Origin of the sequence: [Phormidium] sp. LEGE 05292, assembly GCF_015207735.1 — a bacterium.
In the GTDB taxonomy this organism is placed as follows: domain Bacteria; phylum Cyanobacteriota; class Cyanobacteriia; order Cyanobacteriales; family Aerosakkonemataceae; genus Floridanema.
Window position 1 is genome coordinate 57,120 of sequence record NZ_JADEWG010000016.1, and the last position, 19,450, is coordinate 76,569.

14 protein-coding genes are annotated in these 19,450 nt (G+C 39.4%); 10 read left to right on the forward strand and 4 right to left on the reverse strand.

Annotation, left to right across the window (positions count from 1 at the left end; translation table 11 throughout):
- Positions 1 to 29 precede the first annotated feature (29 nt).
- The 6 genes from IQ264_RS07220 (at position 30) to IQ264_RS07245 (ending at position 7,805) form a co-directional block, all read left to right on the forward strand.
- Positions 30 to 1,796, forward strand: coding sequence for a 6-pyruvoyl-tetrahydropterin synthase-related protein (locus IQ264_RS07220; protein ID WP_193980013.1), 1,767 nt, complete (start codon positions 30 to 32; stop codon positions 1,794 to 1,796).
- Positions 1,797 to 1,811: 15 nt separating this feature from the next.
- Positions 1,812 to 2,852: a glycosyltransferase family 4 protein gene (locus tag IQ264_RS07225; protein ID WP_193980015.1), complete on the forward strand. Its 1,041-nt coding sequence runs from the start codon at positions 1,812 to 1,814 to the stop codon at positions 2,850 to 2,852.
- The gene (locus IQ264_RS07230) at positions 2,852 to 4,054 is read left to right on the forward strand and encodes a glycosyltransferase (protein ID WP_228061342.1); all 1,203 of its coding nucleotides are present in this window, start codon (positions 2,852 to 2,854) and stop codon (positions 4,052 to 4,054) included. Before IQ264_RS07225 ends, IQ264_RS07230 begins: the two co-directional genes overlap by 1 nt.
- Positions 4,051 to 5,442, forward strand: coding sequence for a hypothetical protein (locus IQ264_RS07235; protein WP_193980017.1), 1,392 nt, complete (start codon positions 4,051 to 4,053; stop codon positions 5,440 to 5,442). The genes IQ264_RS07230 and IQ264_RS07235 overlap by 4 nt, the downstream gene beginning before the upstream one ends.
- Positions 5,443 to 5,462: 20 nt before the next feature.
- Complete coding sequence (locus IQ264_RS07240) at positions 5,463 to 6,611, forward strand: glycosyltransferase (protein ID WP_193980019.1); 1,149 nt, start codon at positions 5,463 to 5,465, stop codon at positions 6,609 to 6,611.
- A 126-nt stretch (positions 6,612 to 6,737) separates the two neighbouring features.
- Positions 6,738 to 7,805, forward strand: a complete 1,068-nt coding sequence (locus tag IQ264_RS07245) for a glycosyltransferase family 4 protein (protein ID WP_193980021.1) — start codon at positions 6,738 to 6,740, stop codon at positions 7,803 to 7,805.
- A gap of 547 nt (positions 7,806 to 8,352) precedes the next feature.
- On the opposite strand, the gene IQ264_RS33655 is transcribed toward IQ264_RS07245, so the two are convergent.
- The 3 genes from IQ264_RS33655 to mfd all read right to left on the reverse strand — a co-directional run bounded on the left by IQ264_RS33655 (position 8,353) and on the right by mfd (position 13,726).
- Entirely contained in the window at positions 8,353 to 9,420 is a 1,068-nt protein-coding gene (locus IQ264_RS33655) for a Mo-dependent nitrogenase C-terminal domain-containing protein (protein ID WP_322744625.1), read from the reverse strand.
- A gap of 42 nt (positions 9,421 to 9,462) precedes the next feature.
- Positions 9,463 to 9,951 carry a Crp/Fnr family transcriptional regulator gene (locus IQ264_RS07255; protein ID WP_228061343.1) on the reverse strand — a complete coding sequence of 163 codons (489 nt, stop codon included), beginning with the start codon at positions 9,949 to 9,951 and terminating at the stop codon, positions 9,463 to 9,465.
- 301 nt (positions 9,952 to 10,252) lie between these two features.
- Positions 10,253 to 13,726 carry a transcription-repair coupling factor gene (gene mfd, locus IQ264_RS07260; RefSeq protein WP_193980022.1) on the reverse strand — a complete coding sequence of 1,158 codons (3,474 nt, stop codon included), beginning with the start codon at positions 13,724 to 13,726 and terminating at the stop codon, positions 10,253 to 10,255.
- A gap of 298 nt (positions 13,727 to 14,024) precedes the next feature.
- Between mfd and IQ264_RS07265 the strand changes: the two genes are divergently transcribed.
- Both IQ264_RS07265 and IQ264_RS07270 read left to right on the forward strand, forming a co-directional pair.
- Positions 14,025 to 15,356 carry a hemolysin family protein gene (locus IQ264_RS07265; protein WP_193980024.1) on the forward strand — a complete coding sequence of 444 codons (1,332 nt, stop codon included), beginning with the start codon at positions 14,025 to 14,027 and terminating at the stop codon, positions 15,354 to 15,356.
- A gap of 41 nt (positions 15,357 to 15,397) precedes the next feature.
- Positions 15,398 to 16,432 (forward strand): potassium channel family protein, encoded by a 1,035-nt coding sequence (locus tag IQ264_RS07270; protein WP_228061344.1) that lies wholly within the window; start codon positions 15,398 to 15,400, stop codon positions 16,430 to 16,432.
- Positions 16,433 to 16,518: 86 nt separating this feature from the next.
- Here the strand turns inward: IQ264_RS07270 and IQ264_RS07275 are convergent, their stop codons facing one another.
- A complete protein-coding gene (locus IQ264_RS07275) occupies positions 16,519 to 17,997 on the reverse strand; it encodes a CoA-acylating methylmalonate-semialdehyde dehydrogenase (protein ID WP_193980026.1) in 1,479 nt (492 codons plus the stop codon).
- Between the two features lie 273 nt (positions 17,998 to 18,270).
- On the opposite strand from IQ264_RS07275, the gene IQ264_RS07280 reads away from it, so the two are divergent.
- A complete protein-coding gene (locus IQ264_RS07280) occupies positions 18,271 to 18,684 on the forward strand; it encodes a hypothetical protein (protein ID WP_193980028.1) in 414 nt (137 codons plus the stop codon).
- A 219-nt stretch (positions 18,685 to 18,903) separates the two neighbouring features.
- Positions 18,904 to 19,398 (forward strand): DUF1269 domain-containing protein, encoded by a 495-nt coding sequence (locus tag IQ264_RS07285; protein ID WP_193980030.1) that lies wholly within the window; start codon positions 18,904 to 18,906, stop codon positions 19,396 to 19,398.
- The last annotated feature ends 52 nt before the right edge of the window (positions 19,399 to 19,450 follow it).

Below are 19,450 nucleotides of genomic sequence, written 5' to 3' on the forward strand. Positions count from 1 at the left end.
TTTTCATTGAATTACAGGGGATAATCGCCATGTTATTGAGTCAAAAAAGACAGATTATAGGAATTCATATTTTAGGAATAGTCATCATTGGATTTATTCTTGCTGTTCCAGCAATTTTCGGGCAAGTTTACGAAGCACATGACTTAATTGCCTTTCATTTAAAATGGGCGAAAAATTTTACCGAACAGTTTTGGGCCGGGGAACTTTACCCTAGATGGCTACAAAATATGAACGCAGGTTTAGGAAGTCCAACTTTTTTCTTTTATGGGCCTATTTCTTATTATTTTAGTAGTTTATTTCATCCTTTTTTCCCTAACGATCAATATGGTTGGCATCAGCTAAGTTTATCTGCTGCTTTAGCTCTCATAGCCTCTGGAATCACTGCCTATATTTGGTTAAAAGATATTACTAATAAAACTCCAGCTTTCATAGCAGCAATTCTTTATATGGCTTTGCCATATCACTGGGCAATTGATTTATACACTCGTTTTGCCTACGCAGAAACTTGGAGTTTTGTTTGGCTTCCCTTGCTGTTGTATTTCACTCGAAAAATTAGCAGAGGCTCTAAATGGGTTCTATTAGGTTTTACTATTAGCTATGCTTTGTTAACTATGACTCACCTAATAACTGTATTAATTTTCTCAATCATTCCTATTTTTTATATATTAATATTAGCTCAAAGGAAACAAAGAAAATCAGCTTTACTGTCTCTCATAGTTGCCATGCTACTTGGCATTGGTTTATCTGCAATTTACTTATTGCCTGCTATGACTACCCAAAAATATGTTTCTATGAAAACATTGATGACAGGAAGATACGCTTATGATAGTAACTTCCTGTTTTGGGGAAATAATTTCTTTAGTTCTAAATTTGTCCAATATTTAGGTTGGCAAACTGTACTTTTAGCAGCGTTAGCTTGTGCAGCTTTTTTCCTTGCCAGAAAGCATCCCGTAGCGATAATTAGAAGAGAAAGTACATATTGGCTCATCATTGCTATGAGTGCTTTTCTGATGACACTACCTTTGAGTAAACCGATATGGCAAATATTTTTTGTAATTCAAAGGATTCAGCATCCTTGGCGATTTAATACTATTTTGACAGTAGCTACTACGGCACTTTTAGCATTAGGAATTGCAGCCATACAAAAACCAATCAACATTGCTACTAAGCGAATTTTAGCGATCTCAGGTTCATTAGTTGTTATTCTTTTATTATCTGGTGCTGTAGTTGTACACATTTATACTAATCCTCAACTATTGGTTAAATACACTAAGATAGAAAAGCCAATAGACGTTAACCAAGAGTTAAGTATTAGTTTAGAAGCACCAGAATACCGCCCTCAATGGGTATCACCAGGAATTTTTGAACAGTCTAAAATTAGAGATTTGGCTAATAGCTTTGAACAAACAAAAATAGCTATTGGTGAAGGTAATTTATCAGTGGAAAAATGGCAACCAAGACATATAGTTCTGCAAAGCAGTGCTACAACTAATCTTTGGGTAAATATCCATCAATTTTACTATCCCGGTTGGACTGCCAAAATTAACGGCGAATCGCGTCTTTTGCCAGTACAACCTTCAACACCAAACGGTTTATTGAGTTTGTGGATACCGCCAGGACAGCATCAGATTAGTTTAACACTAGAAGCTGGTTTGTCAGAACGAATCGGACAAATTATTAGTGCTATTTCTTTACTAATAATTGTTCTTTTTATCTTTCGATTTCGTCAAGGTGGTATACGTTATTTGAGAACTCAAGAAAACCACAATAAAACTCGTCAACTTACTCGATTGTAGACCAGATTACTAACTATGAAAAAACCAGCTAGTATTGTTTGCTGTACACCTGCTTGGGGCGAAAATTGGCAATGGTTTGCCCCTGAACTAAGCGAATATCAACTTGATTGGCATTTCCATTATGATAAACCGCGAGGAATCTTAGAAAGATACACCAGATTATCAGGAGTTCGTACCTGTTTAGAAGCAGTTCGTTCGGCAAAGCAACATCAAGCTGATTTACTCGTTGCACACAATCCCAGACTATCATTTTGGTGCGCTTTTTTTGCCTTCTGTTTAGGCGTAAAAACTAAACATATTGCCTACTCTTTTAACTTTCATGAATTGCCTCATGGTTTAAAACGTCAACTAATGAAATTTGCTTTTAAAACAATCAATCAATTCATCGTTTATTCAAAGTTGGAAAAGCAGCTTTACAGCGACTATTTTGGGATTTCCCAAGAACTGATTGAAACGAAACTTTGGACTATGAAACCGCCGAAGTTTGAACCGCAAGAACCACTCGAAGAAGGTGATTATATCTGTGCGCTTGGTGGTAATGCACGAGACTATAGAACTTTAATGGCAGCTATGAAGAAATTGCCAGATTTAAAAATGATTATTGTGGTTAGACCTAGTAATCGAAAAAATTTAGAAATCCCTCCAAATGTCAAAGTTTTAGTTAATATTTCTGAACCTCATGCTATGAATATCCTGAAATATTCTCGGTTTATGGTGTTGCCACTCAAAGGCGCAGAAATACCCTGTGGTCATTACACTTTAGTTTCAGCGATGCACCTTGGCAAAGGATTTATTATTACTAATTCTCGTGGAGTTAGTGACTATGTAATAGAAGATTATAATGGCATTACCTGCAAACCATTTGCGCCAGATGCTTTAGCCGAAGCAATTATTAATCTATGGAATGACCCAGAAAAATGCCATAGACTTGGTGAAAATGGCAAACAGTTTGCTGAGAAATACTGTTCGGAAGATTTGAGTCGTCAGCATCTAAAAAATTTGCTTTTTGCTAATAACTCACCCTGGAAGATTTATAGTTCACCTATCGTAAATTGATGATGAAAATTCTCTTTCTTGACCAAAGTGGAAAACCTGGAGGCGCAGAATTGTGCTTGTTGGATATTGCTAAAACCTACCGAGATAACTGTCTAGTAGGGTTGTTTGCCGATGGCGCTTTTAAAGAATTGCTAGAACAACAACAAATTCCCGTTCAAGTTTTAACTAATCAGGCAATTAAGGTTAGTAAAGAAAGTAGTTTAATTCAAGGTTTAAGTAGTTTGAGTCAAATTACACCTTTGATTAGTAAAGTAATTAAAATTAGCCGGAATTATGATTTAATTTATGCTAACACGCAAAAAGCTTTAGTTGTGGGTGCGATCGCCAATCTCTTCACCAATCGCCCTCTCATTTATCACTTACATGACATCCTCTCTTTAGACCATTTTAGTAAAACTAATCGTCAGCTTGCTGTCACATTAGCTAATCGTTTCGCATCATTAGTAATAGCTAATTCCCAAGCAACCAAAACAGCATTTCTCGAAGCAGGAGGAAACCCAGAAATTACGCAAGTTGTTTATAATGGTTTTACATCTAAAAACTATGATATTGATGAATCAAAAGTTCATCAAATTAGACAAAATTTAGAAATTGAGCAACAATTTGTAATTGGACATTTTAGCCGTTTATCCCCTTGGAAAGGGCAGCATATTTTAATTGAAGCACTCACCCATTGCCCGGAAAATGTCACAGCAATTTTAGTTGGTGATGCCCTATTTGGTGAAGAAGATTATGTCCAACAATTACACAAACAAGTGGCAGAATTAGGGCTAGAAAAAAGGGTGAAATTTTTAGGTTTTCAAGCCGATATTGTACCTTTAATGAAAGCTTGCGATTTAATTACTCATACTTCGATTTCACCTGAACCTTTCGGGCGAGTAATTGTAGAAGCAATGTTATGTAGAAAACCTGTAATTGCTGCAAAAGCAGGGGGTGCGATCGAATTAGTTGAACATCAAACAACAGGTTGGTTGGTAACACCGGGAAATTCTCTTGAATTAGCTGAAATTATTAATCATTGTCGTCAGCATCCAGAGTTATGCCAAACTGTTGCCCAACAAGCCCAAATTCTTGCTAGTCAACGTTTTGAGTTGACAAAAATTAATCAACAGATTAGCCAATTATTGATCGGGGTGATGTCTTGTGATGAGGAGAGAAAGAGATTAAGAAAGGAAATTTTAACCGCAGAGCAACGCAGATGAATAAACAGAGATTAATCACCATAGCTACAATCACCTTACTTTGTATTTTAGCAGTTCCAATATGGCAGGAAATGAGATCGAACAATCTTCAAGCTGCACCAAATACGAATGTTGAAACTGCTAAAAGTGCCGATGCTTTTGTTGATAGTATGGGCGTTGTTACTCACTGGGGATATCCCGATACTCCCTACGGTTTTAAATATGAAGAAGTCAAGCAAAAATTGGTAGAATTGGGTATTCGTCATGTGCGCGATACTCTCAGTCCTCGCATTCAAGATTTAGCCGCAGTTGGAATTAAAAGTCAAGTGGGAGTTCAACCAAATGAAGGCACTCCTACTCAACTTAAAGATAATATCAAAGCTGCTAATAAACCCATTGCTGCTATTGATTCTGTAGAAGGGCCAAATGAACCAGATATTTTTTGGGAAGGTAACAAAATTACCTATCAAAATCAAGGGTTTCCTGAAGGTGTAAAAGCTTTTCAAAAAGACCTGTTTACTACTTTTAAAAATGACCCAGAAACCCAAAATATTATCATTATTGGGCCAGCAGTAGGCAAAAGTTACGGTTACGACACCGGATCGCCTTTGGGCAACAATACATTAACTAACTACGTTGACTGGGGCGCTTTTCATCCTTACCCAGGTGGCGGTAATCCTTTTAGCGCACCATTTCCTTATAACACGATTGAAAAGTACTTTTGGCACGGTAATTTTCCGGCAGTAAATATTGACGAATGGCCTTATGCTTTCGAGGTTTTGGCTCGCCCATTTGGTAACAAACCAATGGCAGCAACAGAAACAGGTTACAACACCTCTAAAAACGGTATTTCTGAGCGAATGCACGGCAAATATATACCCAGATTATATTTAGAATATTTTCGCAAAGGTATTGCTCGTACCATGAATTATGAGTTACTTGATGAGTGGAACGATCCTGATAATCGAGAAGCAAATTTTGGATTATTGCGGAATGACTTAAGTCCAAAACCTGCTTATACAGCTTTAAAAAATGTCATTAATTTGCTCAAAGACCCTGGTGCTAATTTTAAGCCCGGTTCTTTAGATTACAGCATTTCTGTTAATCCGCCTCCAGAGTACGATCGCACTCAGTACATCCATCATCTCTTACTACAAAAACAAAATGGCACCTTTTATTTAGCAATTTGGCATGAAATTTCTAACGGCGACATTAGCAGTACTCCCGTGCGAGAAATTACACCCCCAGATATCCCCGTTACTATTACTTTGAAAACGCCAATTAAAGATGTAATTAGCTATTCTCTAGACGACAATGGCAATATGTCTTCTCAACCAATATCCTCGACTTCAACTATCAATTTGAACGTACCAGATAAAGCACTAATACTTGCTCTCAATCCTCAGTAAAAGTTACCCATCTTAAACAAATGACTCACCAAAATGTTTCTTTCAGTTTTTTCCTTCCTAACCTTGATGGTGGCGGTGCAGAAAGAGCCATGTTACACTTAGCATCAGGTATCGCCAAACGTGGGATTAAAACAGATTTAATACTCGCAGAAGCTGAGGGAGAATATTTAGAAAAAGTACCCTCAGAAGTTCGATTAATTAACTTGAATTCCCGCAGTCCGGTAATCTTTTGGAAAACCCTAAATTTGCGGCATTACTTACAACAGGAACAACCTAAATTTTTACTTTCGGCTTTAGATATTCTCAGCGCCGCTACTTGGGCAAAACGTCTTTCTGGCACACCGACAAAAATAATTATGTGTGTCCAAACAAATCTTTCTCAACAATTCCAAAATGACTCTGGAATTATGAGTAAAATTAGACCTTATTTAGTCAAACAATGGTATCCTTTAGCCGATGGAATTATTGCCGCTTCTCAAGGAGTTGCTGAAGATGTCTCCCAAATTTCAGGAGTACCTGTAAAAAATATCGATGTAATTTACAATCCTGTCGTCATGCCGGAATTATTTGAAAAGGCAAAAGAACCCATCAATCATCCTTGGTTTGCATCAGGAGAACCGCCAGTGATTTTAGGAGTAGGTCGGTTAGTACCACAAAAAGATTTTCCTACTTTGATTAAAGCTTTTGCTATTGTTAGACAGCAAGTTTCGGCTAAGTTAATGATTTTGGGAGAGGGAGAAAAGCGCCATCAATTAGAAACTTTGGTGCGAGAATTAGGGTTAGAAAATGATGTGGATATGCCGGGATTTAAGGAAAATCCATATACTTATATGGCAAAGGCAAAGCTGTTTGTACTTTCTTCAGCTTGGGAAGGTTTTGGTAATGTGGTAGCGGAAGCAATGGCGGTTGGTACTCCTGTTGTTTCTACTAATTGTCCGAGTGGCCCAGCAGAGATTTTGGAAAATGGAAAGTATGGTAAGTTAGTTTCGGTGGGTGATGTTAATGCTTTGGCAAATGCTATTTTGGAGACGTTGAAAAACCCAACTAATTCGCAGTTGTTGCAGGAAAGGGCGTTAGATTTTACTGTGGATAATGTTGTGGATCAATATCTAAAGGTTTTAGGTGTTGAGTCTCAATCAAGCTATCAGCTTTCGGGTAGTTTGTTGTAATTTTTTTTTTGAACCGCAAAGGACGCAAAGAACGCGAAGGAAGAGAAGAAAGAGAAGAAAGAGAGAATATTTATTGTTGTAGGACAGGCATCTTGCCTGTCATTGTCAATCCAAAATCTCCAACCCATGCGAATTTTACATCTTTTAAATCACGTTCAAGAAATTGGCAATGGTATTGTCAATGTGGCGATCGATCTAGCCTGTCTCCAAGCGAAAGCAGGTCATCAAGTGGCTGTTGCTTCTGCGGGAGGCGAATTTGAGGTTTTGTTGGCAAAATATGGGGTGAAGCATTTTGTTTTAAATCAAGCAAGAAATCCGGTTAATTTAGTTAAGGCTGCTCAATTTTATCGGGGAATTGTGCGCGAATTTCAGCCGGATATTGTGCATACTCACATGATGACTGGAGTTGTATTAGCAAGATTATTAAAACCGGGGTTTAATTATGCTTTAGTTTCAACAGTGCATAATGAATTTCAACGCAGTGCAGTATTGATGGGTTTAGCCGATCGCGTAATTGCGATTAGTAATGCTGTAGCCCTTTCTATGGTGCGGCGTGGAATCCCTAAAAGTAAAATTTCTGTGGTTTATAATGGCACTTTGGGTAGTCCTCGCACTCGGCATATTTCTGAGTATCAACCATTAAGTTTACAACGTCCTGCGATCGCTACTGTCGCCGGAATGTATCGTCGCAAAGGAATAGCTGAACTCATTGATGCTTTTAGCAAAATTGCAGCTAACTTTCCCAAATTACATTTATATTTAGTCGGAAATGGCCCTGATAAACTAACATTTGAAACTCAGGCACAAAATACACCTTTTAGTGACCGAATTCATTTTGCAGGTTTTCAGCCTGAACCGCAAAAATATCTTCTATCTTGCGACATATTTGTGTTAGCTTCGCATCAAGAACCTTTTGGTTTGGTATTATCAGAAGCGCGAGAAGCTGGCTGTGCAATTGTGGCGACAAATGTTGATGGTATACCGGAAGCATTGGATAATGGAAAAGCTGGAATTTTAGTCCCTCCCACAGATAGTTGTGCTTTAGCAAAAGCTTTATCTGATTTGTTGAATTCGCCTGAAATTCTGCACAAATGGCAAAACCAAGCTAAAACAAATTTAGAATGGTTAAATGTTTCACGAGTGAACAGAGAAACTTTAGCGGTTTATGAAAAAGCGATCGCTAATTTCAAGTAAACTTTATAAATCCTCTGTTTTTATGAAGTTTATGTGAAACATCTAAATAAATCCTTGAATTAACTTTTGCCAACACTACAATTTTCTTAGAAAGGAAGTTATTTCAGGATGAACCAAAGTGAACTTAATAATAACCAGTTCAATAATTATTTATCTTCTTATCAGTTTATACTTTGCCAAAAACTGGTTAAAGTTTTTTAAATCTTCCTCTACGCCAACTCCAGAAAATTACTTTTTATCCTTGATTATTTTAGTTATAATTACCATTTCTTGGCCTTTGGTTATACCTTTATATCTGATTACTTCCTTAAGTTCTTTTTTTATGAAACGGCTATTTTCAGCCAAGCCTAAAAACACTTACTTTGACCAATCAATTCCAACAGTTCCCCTCACAGCGACTAATATTTATCAAAGCGAAAAAATTTAAATCTTAAGTTTCCGTCTTCCAACTTCTTCATAAATTTAGGTGGGCATAAAACCCACCTTTTTTTTGAGTTATATCAAATTTTCCTCTGGTTCCCCCCTTTGCAAGGGGGGTTAGGGGGGATCAAATGTATGGAGAAATATCCTCTTTACATTCATCAGCTAAATAAGAAAGCGCCCGAAAACGCAAACCTACTAACTGTTCATACAAAGGGTTAAGCTTACACATTGGCGGAATATGTATCACCTTATGTCCAAATAAAACAATATCCCGTTCAAAAGGACATTGAGGGGGAATCATTTTACATAAAAATCGCGCCATATAAGGGCTTTCAATTTCCATATCATCCAGGAACTTACGTACAGGTTGTAGTACTTCATTTGGAGTAATGAAAACAGGTTTACCCTTTGCAGAAAGCTGCGACTTTACTTCTAGAGTTTCTGGACTTAGTAGTGCCCTCAACGCTTCTAAAATATCTAACTTTTGACCTAATAAAGCAGTACAAAACTCTCGTAATACTCGATCTTCTGATTCTGAATAAGTACCATTAGCTAAAGCTACAATTACAGCGGTTCTGACAAAATTTTCAATTAGGGATTTATTCCCATGTAAAGCAGCGGCTAATTCTGGAGCAGAAATTGGGTGCAAAGAACCAAGATTTGTATCGGGATAAATGTTATCTTGCAGCAAATTTTCGATAACTTCTTTTTCTTCTTCATTATATTCGCCATCTGCCCAAGCCACAGTGAGGAGTCCGCGCAAACAAGCACTAAATTGTTGGTTTTGTATCCGTACTCTTCCTGCTAGTACGCGAATAATATTTACCCCTATTTCTGGGTTTTCTCGAATTAACTTAAAAATTTGTTCTTGAGTTAATACCAAACATTTACAAGCTGACAAAGTTGTTACTGAAACCGAATGGGGTTGGGGGTCAAATATAGACATTTCCCCAAAATATGCCCCTGTTTCTAACCGTGCTAATTGCAAACCTCCCAGATGAACTTGTACAACACCGGAAATTAAAATGTAAAAGAAAGAGCCAGTTCCACCTTGTTTGAAAATTGTGTGACCTGCGGGAAACTCTACTTCTGAAAAATTATTTGCGAGTCGTGATAAAACTTCTTCTCGTTCAATATCCCGAAAAATATGGATATTTTGTAAAAGTTGCAGGTTGGTTTCACTGAGCATCATAAGCAATTCCCCATTCCTAATTTAAAACATTTCGACTTATACTTAGGCTGGCTTTTTCAATTTTAAATAAAATAATTCTTCAGAAGCGCCGAAAAGCCGATTAAACTTGCGAATTCTTCGGGCAAGAAGTTGAATAATATTGATGGCAATATCAGGACTTTGCTTAATTGCTTGATAAACTTGTTGCCCAGTTAAAATTAAACATTTAGAATCTTCTACAGCAGTAGCAGAAGCCGATCGAGTTCGAGATTCAAACAAAGCCATTTCGCCAAAATAGCTACCAGGTTCTAAATAGGCAAGAGTGAAATCATCTAAATGTACCTTGACCTTACCAGAAACCAAAATATAAAGCAATTGTCCCTCATCACCTTTAGTAAAAATTGTGTGATTAACAGGAAACACCACTTCTTCTAAATTCTTGGCGAGTTCTGGTAAAAAATCATTGTGTTCAATTTCCTGAAAAATAGCCACTTCCTGAAGGAAGCGCAAACGAGTTTCTAAATTAGTCATTTGTCCTTTGTCATTTGTCATTTGTAAAATCTATTTTCATCTGTATTCATCTGTGGACGTTTGTGGAAAAAAAGACTCCAGCAAAAGCCGATAACCTAGATATACTATCTGCGTTCATCTGCGTTCATCTGCATACCCTACGGGAAGGCTACGCCTACATCTGCGTTCTCAAAAAACATTGTGCCTCCCACAAAAAAGCTAACAGTACATCTGTGTACATCTGTGTTCATCTGTGGACATCTGTGGTAAAAAAAAACTAACTTGGGAACTCCACAATAAACCATTAGCCATCAGTCAAAAAAACCAATGACTAATGACCATTTTACAAATTAACAGCGAGTTCAGGTTCTAGTAAAGCTCCCTGCATTTTGCTTAACCAATCGATTAAGCTTTGTAATTGTTTATCAGCACTTACCACACCTAAGCCTCGAATAGTTATTTTACCTGGAGTAAAGACAAAACGCGATCGCAAATTTTCCGACAAATTCGCCGCTAAAATATTCCAAGCAGGTTCCTCCATTTTAGTCTCTAAAATTACGTGCTGTTTACCATCAGGTTTAATGCGCGAAAAACCTAACTTCCGCGCCACTTGTTTAAGTTCCATCACCCTTAACAATTGTCTTGCAGCAGGGGGAACAGCGCCAAAACGATCGCTCCATTCTGCCACAATTTGATCTAACTCTTCTTTCGATTTAGCCGCTGCAACCGATCGATAAGCACTCATCTTTTGATCCAAATCTGTTATGTAATCAGATGGAATAAACGCCGTCAGCGACAAGTCAATTTGCGTATCATCAACTTGGGGAATTTCTTGACCGCGAATTTCTTGAATCGCCTCTTGTAACATTTCTGTATAGAGGTCAAAACCGATCGCATTCATTTGTCCCGACTGTTCCGCACCCAACAAATTACCAACGCCACGAATTTCCATATCGCGCATGGCTAATTGATAACCGGAACCTAATTGAGTAAACTCTTGAATAGCTCGTAAACGCTGACGCGCCGCATCAGAAAGTTGACTTTTCTTGGGATAAAATAACCAAGCGTGTGCTTGAATTCCGGCACGACCAACTCTTCCCCGCAACTGATAAAGTTGAGCTAAACCGAATTTTTGGGCATCTTCAATCAAGATAGTATTAACGCGAGGAATATCCAAACCAGACTCAATAATTGTGGTGCAAACTAAGATATCCGCTTCGCCATTGCTGAAGGTTAACATTGTGGATTCTAACTCAGATTCATCGAGTTGACCGTGTGCGATCGCAATTCGTGCACCGGGAACCATTTCCCTGATTTTTGTTGCGGTTTCTTCAATTCCTTCTATTCTGGGAACAACATAAAATATTTGTCCTCCGCGATCTATTTCTTGACGAATTGCAGTTCTCACCGCTTCAGAATCGTAAGGTGCAAGATGAGTTTTAATCGGACGACGGGAAGGAGGCGGAGTTGTAATTAAACTCATTTCTCTAATTCCCGACAGCGACATATATAAAGTTCTGGGAATAGGAGTCGCGGTCAAAGTTAACACATCAACTTGAGCTTTTAAACTCTTAATTTTCTCCTTTTGGTTAACACCAAATCGCTGTTCTTCATCCACTACCAACAAACCCAAATCTCGGTAAGCAACAGTTTTACCTAACAGTTGTTGAGTTCCCACAACTATATCCAATTCACCTGTAGCGAGACGACGAATAATATCGCGTTTTTCCTCTTCGCTGCGGAATCTATTCAACAAACCGACATTAATTGGATAAGGAGAAAACCGCTCTTTCAAAGTGTGATAATGTTGCTGAGTTAAAACCGTTGTTGGTGCTAAAACCGCGACTTGTTTACCCGCAGTCACCGCTTTAAAAATTGCCCGAATTGCAACTTCTGTTTTCCCAAAACCGACATCGCCACAAACCAAACGATCCATTGGTCGAGGAGATTCCATATCCCGTTTTACATCTTGAGTTGCCTTTAATTGATCTGGCGTTGGTTGGTAAGGGAAAGAGTCTTCCATTTCTTCTTGCCAGGGATTGTCGATCGGATAAGCAAAACCTTGCTCTTGAGCGCGTTTGGCATATAATTTTAGTAAATCAACCGCCAGCTTCTTAATTGCTTTGCGAACTTTTGACTTGGTATTTTCCCAAGCTTTCCCGGTCATTTTGTTTAATTCCGGGGGTTTATCTGTCGTACTGCGAAATCTGGACAAACCACCCAATTGATCTGCTGCTACTCTGAGCAAACCATCAGCATATTGAACTACCAAATATTCACGAGTTTCATTATTAATCGTCAGTTTTTCTAACTTGAGAAACTTGCCGATTCCGTGACTTTTATGGACTACATAATCACCCGCTTGTAACTTATTCGGGTCAACTTGTTTAGAAGCTGCACGTCGCCGCTTGCGAATATAACTTGGAGTAGCTAAAGAATGCTGACCGTAAAATTCGCGATCGGTCACAACAACCAAGCGGAAAGTCGGCAAAATAAACCCTTCCAACTCCGCCAAACCGGAATATTTCACCGCCACAGGCGTATGTTGAATTTGTAACTTTTCTATTGCTTGAAAATCGCGGGGATTCGGGACAAATTGCGCCGGACAATCATGTTCTTGCAACAGCGCAACCGATCGCGAAGGTTGCGCCGAAACAATCCAAATCGCAAAATTTCTTTCCCTTTCTTGCCTTAAAGTTTCCGCCAACTTAGCAAACTGATGCGGAGTCGCCGGAACCGAACGACTAGCCAAATTCAGCGAAGAATCTTCCGCAATTTCCGACAAATCTACCCGTTGAAACCGCGAACCATTCCCCAAACAATCCCCAAAAACACAATGTAACTTCTTAAAAACTGGTGGATTTGACCCATTCCCCAACTTCCACTGTTCCTCAACCGCATTAAACCAAACAGCATTGTGCGCCTCACACTGTTCCGGTTCATCAACAGCAATCAAAGTATTATCCGGCAAATAATCCAACAAACAAGCAGGTTCCCCAAAAGCCGAACTCAACAACCGCCAAACCTCTTCTCTCTCTTCTTCTTCCTCTTCCTTCGTGTCCTTCGTGCCTTCGTGGTTCAATTCCCCCACAACTCCCCGGTAAATCGCCGTAAAATCCGTCGGAGTCAACAACAAACGCTCAATTTTATCCAAAGAACGCTGAGTAGAAGGGTCAAACTCCCGAATCTTCTCCAAATCATCGCCAAACCACTCCAACCTTACAGGTAACTCAGCCGAAACCGGAAAAACATCAATAATATCCCCGCGCCGACTCCATTGACCCTCAGTTTCCACCAAAGAAACTCGTTCATAACCCAAAAGCGCCAACTTCCGGGAAAACTCATCCAAATCCGCGCTTTCTCCCAACTTCAGAGTCAAACAATACTCTTGAAAAACCTTCGGTGGTGGCAAATGAGGTTGAAGCGATCGCTCAGTCGCCACGATCGCCATTTTACCCGCTGACTCACCCACCGACCCATGACTAATCAAATCCGACAAAACCTGCATTTGTCCCCAAGTCATCTCCGACTCTGGCGCGTAAGGTTCGTAGGGAGAAGCTTCCGAAGTTGGGTAAAAATGCACCGTTTGCCAACCCATCGCTTCTAACTGCGCCGTCCAACGTCCCGCCTCTTCCAAAGTAGCGGTGACGACCAACAAGTTATTTTGAGCAGTTTGCGCGATCGCCGAAGCAACTAAACCCTTGGGAAGACGCGGCACACCACTCAACCTGAGATGCTGTTGTCGGTTGAGTTTGGTAAGAATTTCGTTAGTCAGTGGCGATCGGCCTAAAGCACGGATAATCGAAGAAAAGGTCATTGGATTTTGGATTTTGGATTTTGGATTTTAAATTGAAGAGTTTGCTCTACAGTGGAAGGCGGAAGGTAGGGAAAGCGATAGTTTTGATTGCGCTACCTCTAAAGAACCATTTTAAATAAGGAAACTGCATTTACTCCCAGGTCTTGAGTTTCTGGAAGTAGATTATCGTTTTAAAGGATTTAGCATTTAATTAGTGCAGCAGGGTAGAAACGATCGAACAAAAGCTGAATATAAAAGCTGAGCAAACCTTTCTGCCTTCTGTTTTGGAGCCTTTTTTTGTCTTATATTCTCAGATCCCATGTCTTTTACTACCGATTTTCTGATTATCCTACTGCTGATTATCTCTAACGGCTTTCTGGTCATGTCGGAAATGGCGATCGTTTCCTCGCGCAAGGTACGCTTGCAACAGATGGCTACCCGCGATCACAAAGCTGAATTCGCTTTGTCCTTGGCGAATGCACCCAATCAGTTTCTCCCGACGGTACAAATTGGCATTACTTTGTTGAGTATTGTTTCTGGTGCATTTGGTGAAACAACAATTTCTAGGTACGTCAGACCAATTTTAAACAGTATCCCCTTTCTCAGAGCTTACGGGGATACGATCGCTTCCGTACTTGCCGTTTTAATTATTACTTATTTAACTCTGATCGTCGGTGAATTAGTGCCTAAACGCATAGCATTAAATAGTCCCGAACCCATAGCAGCAATTGTAGCTATACCGATGCGATTTTTGGCAATGATTACTGCGCCTTTTGTCTCTTTTTTGAGTACTTCCACTCAGTTGGTATTACGACTTTTGGGAATTAGACCTTCTGAGGAACCAGAAGTAACAGAAGAAGAAATTAAAGTTTTAATTGAACAAGGTACGGAAGCGGGAACTTTTGAAGAAGCGGAACAAGACATGGTAGAAAGGGTGTTTCGTTTAGGCGATCGACCAGTTAATGCTTTCATGACACCTCGACCGGAAATTGTTTGGTTAAATATTGAAGATTCCGCAGAAGTGAATCGGGAAAAAATTACTAATGCCGAACATTCTCGCTTCCCTGTCTGCCAAAGAGAATTAGATAATGTCCTGGGTGTTTTACCAGTCACCGATCTGCTTTCTCGCTGTTTAAACTCTCAACCTTTAGATTTATCTGCATCTTTGCGCCGACCTTTGTTTGTTCCAGAAAGTACCAGAGGGTTAAAAGTTCTGGAAATGTTTAAACAGACTAGTACTCATATTGTGTTTGTGGTTGATGAATATGGAGTAATTCAAGGTTTAGTGACTCTCAATGATATTTTAGTGGAAATTGTCGGTGATATTCCTTCTGTTGATGATACCGATCAACCCTTAGCTGTGCAACGGGATGATGGTTCTTGGTTAATTGATGGAATGTTTTCTGTAGATGAATTTTTAGAAAAGTTTGAAATTGAACAATTGACTCGCGAACAAAGAGGCAGCTACAACACAATGGGTGGTTTAGTAATGGCACATTTAGGCAGAATTCCCACCGCAACCGATAAATTTGAGTGGAAAGGTTTTTGTTTTGAAGTAGTAGATATGGACGGCAACCGAGTTGATAAGATTTTGGTTATGCCGATCGATAATTCCAGCGATCGGGAATCGAGAAACTCTACAATAGAATAAGCTTGGCTTTTAACTATTGTGAAATCAAGGAGTAAATAACTTTGCAGCGAACAAAGGAGCCAGATACCAGTTTACCAAGTTATGGCAAAAGGTTCTGGCACTTTTTGCACCGGGAAAAGCTCGATCGTTTAATTTTATTTCTCGGAATTGTCCTGGCATTTAGTTCGATCGGTTTATCGTTCTTAGAACCCAATTTGTCAATTACAGATGCTTTGTGGTGGAGTATCGTTACTTTAACAACTGTTGGTTATGGTGACATTACACCCACCACATTTGGTGGTAGGTTAATTGCGATCGTCAATATGTTTTGTAGTATTGGGATCTTGGCTACCTTCAGTGCTACTATTGCCAGCATTTTAGTAGATAGAAAAATTAAAGAGGATCGAGGTATGACCAATTATAAATTTAAGAATCACATCATATTATGCGAATGGAATTACCGCGCTAAATTAATTTTAAATGAGTTGCGCTCTGACAATCAAACCAAAACAGTCCCCATAATTTTAATTGCCAATATTGACAGTAAGCCTGTTGATGATAAATATTTATATTTTATTCAAGGTCAAGTATCTGACGAAACTTTACATCGCGCTAATCTAACTGAGGCTAAAACTGTAATAATTTTAGGTGATGATAGTTTAGATAATTTGGCTCGTGATGCTAAAGTTATTCTCTCTACCTTAACCGTAGAAAGTATTAATCGTAATGCTTACACAATTGTAGAATTAGTAGACCCTGGTTATATTCAAACTTGTAAAAGAGCTAACGCCGATGAAATAATTGTCAGCAGTGAGTTAAGTAGTATGCTAATTTACCAAGCTACTATTAATCATGGTATTACTCAGGTATTTTCTGAGATATTCAGTCCTGAAGATGGTAATCAAATTTATAAAATTCCTTTGCCTAAAGAGCAAATTGGTTTGACATTCTTGGAAGTTTTTATCTATATGAAACAACACCATCAAACAACTGTAATCGCCGTGCAAAAAGACAATGAAGGAGAAGTAATTGCTAACCCCCCAACACATTATATACTTAGAGAAAATGATTATTTAATTGTCATTGCTCCTAATTAAAACGCGATCGGGATTTATTGATTTACATGATTAACAGGATTAATCTTGCTCATCATGTAAATCTGTAAATCCTGATTGTTGCCTTTTTAGAATTGCCTTGACCAGTCCTTGGGCCAACGTTCTACAATTACCTTTGTTTGGGTGAAAAATTCTACTGCGTCTCTTCCTTGTCCGTGTAAGTCACCAAAGAAACTAGCTTTCCAACCACTAAAAGGAAAGAATGCCATCGGTGCTGCTACGCCGATATTAATGCCAATATTACCTGCTTCGGCTTCATAACGGAATTTCCTGGCAGCGGCACCATTTGTGGTGAATAAACAAGCCATGTTTCCCCATTCGCCGCTGTTGACAAATGCGATCGCCTCCTCAATTGTATCTAAATGAATTAAACCTAACACAGGGCCGAAGATTTCTGTGCGAGCAATTTCTCCAGTTGGGTTAACGTTTTGCAGAATTGTTGGTTTAATAAAGTTACCTTTTTCATAACCGGAAATTTCCGGGCTTCTGCCATCAACTAATAATTTTCCTCCTTCATCAACACCAAGTTGAATTAAATTTTCAATTCTTTGTTTGCTTTCAGGAGAAATTACAGGCCCCATTTCCACATTAGGATCTAAACCGTATCCTACCACGCGCTTAGATGCGGCATTTGCGATCGCTTCTGTAAAACTATCTTTTGCTTCTCCAACTGTCACCGCCAAAGATGCCGCCAAACAACGTTGTCCCGCACAACCAAAAGCACTATCAGCCGCAATTTTTACCGTTGTTTCTATCTCCGCATCCGGTAAAACTATAATCGGATTTTTCGCCCCTCCTTGACATTGGACACGCTTCCCATTAGCAGCAGCGCGACTATAAATATATTTAGCAACTGGAGTCGAACCAACAAAACTAATTGCCCGAATCGTAGGATGATCTAAAATAGCATCTACCGCTTCTTTAGCACCGTTAACTAAATTTACCACTCCTTTTGGTAGTTGCGTTTGTTCTAACAATTGGAAAATCTTTTCCATTGTCAACGGCACTTTTTCCGAAGGTTTCACAATTACCGTATTTCCGCAAGCAATAGAATATGGTAAAAACCAAAAAGGAATCATTCCCGGAAAGTTAAAAGGGCAAATTATTGCCGTGACTCCCACAGGTTGACGAATCATGAATTCATCTATTCCCCGCGCCACATCTTCTAAGTTATATCCTTGCATTAACATCGGAATGCCACAGGCGACTTCCACATTTTCGATCGCTCTTCGCAATTCACCTTTGGCTTCAGTTAATGTTTTACCACACTCAACAGTTACGGTTTCCGCTAAATCTGAAAAACTAGCTTCTAAGAGGTTTTTTAATTTGAATAAATATTGCACTCGTTCTGTTGGTGGAGTCTGTCGCCAAAGTTTTCCCGCTGTTGCGGCAGCCGCAACAGCTGCATTTACCTCAGTTGCAGGAGACAATGGTACTGTACCCAATACTTCGGTTGTCGCAGGGTTAACTACTTGTAGGTAGTTGCTGGCGCTGGATATCTGCCATTCCCCATTAATATAGTTTTTGAGAGGCTGATTTACTGTCACGGTTAACCTTTGCTCATACTGGAAAGATTATAGCTACAGGACTTAGGCAACTGTCACACGCGATCGCATAACACAGGATATGAGTTTAGGGGCTTGACAAAACCTTGGTTCAAGGGGATTGGGGACTGGGGACTAGGGACTGGGAAAGCTTGTGGAGTAATACCAATAAAGAATCTAGAGATGTAGAGCAGGCATCTTGCCTGCTATTTTCCCAAACCTTAATTACTGGAATTCCTCAAACTACTAATTTGCAAAAAACGGGATGGAGCAACAATGAAAAAATCAATGTTTATGTTAGCAACCCTGTCAATGATTGCTCTTGTAAGTTGTTCTCAGAAACCATCTCAAGAAGCGGCAAAAGACAAAACTGATCTGTGTAAAAGTGTTGCGACTTTGCAACAAGACCTAGCAAAGCTGAATACTTTAACTCCTAATTCTACTGTGGGAGAAGTGCAAGCAGTAGAAGATCGAATCCAATTTGCGCTCGATCGATTAACCAGTGCAGCAATTGTTGAGCAAGCTGAACTACGAAATGAACTGAAACAGGCGCAAGATAATTTAGTGAAAACGATTAAAAATTTGCCTGCCAAGGAAACTTTAGGACAGGCTGCTGCTCAGATTCAGCAAGCAGCAGCAAAAGTAGAAACTGCCAGAGCCAAGCTAGCTTCTGGTGTGCAATGCCCCTAAGTTCTGCAAAAATATTCAGCCATTGATTGAATTTTCATCAGTTTGTCACTTTTCTTTGATAGAGTTGCAATTGCTTTGACAAAGATATGTTCAACTGATTAGACATCTCCAAAAAGGAATCTTAAAGGCAGGCAGGATGCCTACCCTACAAGATTTATTGGAGAGGTCTATTGAAAATTTCAGTTTTGTCTCAACTTTCAGCACAGGAAAACGTAAATTATGGCAGCATTAACGGTCTGGAAATTTGATACAGCTGACGGTGCAGATAAGGCTCTCAGCAAGCTACAAGAACTACAAAAACAGCAGCTAATTCAGGTTATTGATGCGGCGATCGTCTCTTGGCCCCAAGGTCGCAAACGTCCGAAAACCTATCAGGCATTGGACACCACAGGCGCAGGAGCATTAGGTGGTGCATTCTGGGGAATGCTGTTTGGATTCATTTTCTTTATGCCGTTCCTGGGAATGGCAATGGGAGCAGCAGTCGGTGCGCTTTCCGGTCATTTTACGGACTATGGAATTAATGACGACTTTATCAATAATGTGAAAAGCAAAGTAACAGAAGGAACTTCCGCTCTGTTCTTGCTGACGGGTCAAGTGACGATCGATAAAGTAGAAGCCGCTTTTACCCCTGAAGAACGAGGCGAATTAATTCAATCCAATCTGACCAATGAGCAGGAAGCAAAGCTAAGAGCAGACTTTGGCGCGGAAGAGTAACTCTCATATCGAATACCTAAATGTTTGCTACAGATAACTGATGGGGAGGTGG

Bases quoted from the DNA above. Each gene is read 5' to 3' on its own strand.
- IQ264_RS07220 (WP_193980013.1), top strand. From the start codon at position 30: ATGTTATTGAGTCAAAAAAGACAGATTATAGGAATTCATATTTTAGGA.
- IQ264_RS07225 (WP_193980015.1), top strand. From the start codon at position 1,812: ATGAAAAAACCAGCTAGTATTGTTTGCTGTACACCTGCTTGGGGCGAA.
- IQ264_RS07230 (WP_228061342.1), top strand. From the start codon at position 2,852: ATGATGAAAATTCTCTTTCTTGACCAAAGTGGAAAACCTGGAGGCGCA.
- IQ264_RS07235 (WP_193980017.1), top strand. From the start codon at position 4,051: ATGAATAAACAGAGATTAATCACCATAGCTACAATCACCTTACTTTGT.
- IQ264_RS07240 (WP_193980019.1), top strand. From the start codon at position 5,463: ATGACTCACCAAAATGTTTCTTTCAGTTTTTTCCTTCCTAACCTTGAT.
- IQ264_RS07245 (WP_193980021.1), top strand. From the start codon at position 6,738: ATGCGAATTTTACATCTTTTAAATCACGTTCAAGAAATTGGCAATGGT.
- IQ264_RS33655 (WP_322744625.1), bottom strand. From the start codon at position 9,420: ATGATGCTCAGTGAAACCAACCTGCAACTTTTACAAAATATCCATATT.
- IQ264_RS07255 (WP_228061343.1), bottom strand. From the start codon at position 9,951: ATGACAAATGACAAAGGACAAATGACTAATTTAGAAACTCGTTTGCGC.
- mfd (WP_193980022.1), bottom strand. From the start codon at position 13,726: ATGACCTTTTCTTCGATTATCCGTGCTTTAGGCCGATCGCCACTGACT.
- IQ264_RS07265 (WP_193980024.1), top strand. From the start codon at position 14,025: ATGTCTTTTACTACCGATTTTCTGATTATCCTACTGCTGATTATCTCT.
- IQ264_RS07280 (WP_193980028.1), top strand. From the start codon at position 18,271: ATGAAAAAATCAATGTTTATGTTAGCAACCCTGTCAATGATTGCTCTT.
- IQ264_RS07285 (WP_193980030.1), top strand. From the start codon at position 18,904: ATGGCAGCATTAACGGTCTGGAAATTTGATACAGCTGACGGTGCAGAT.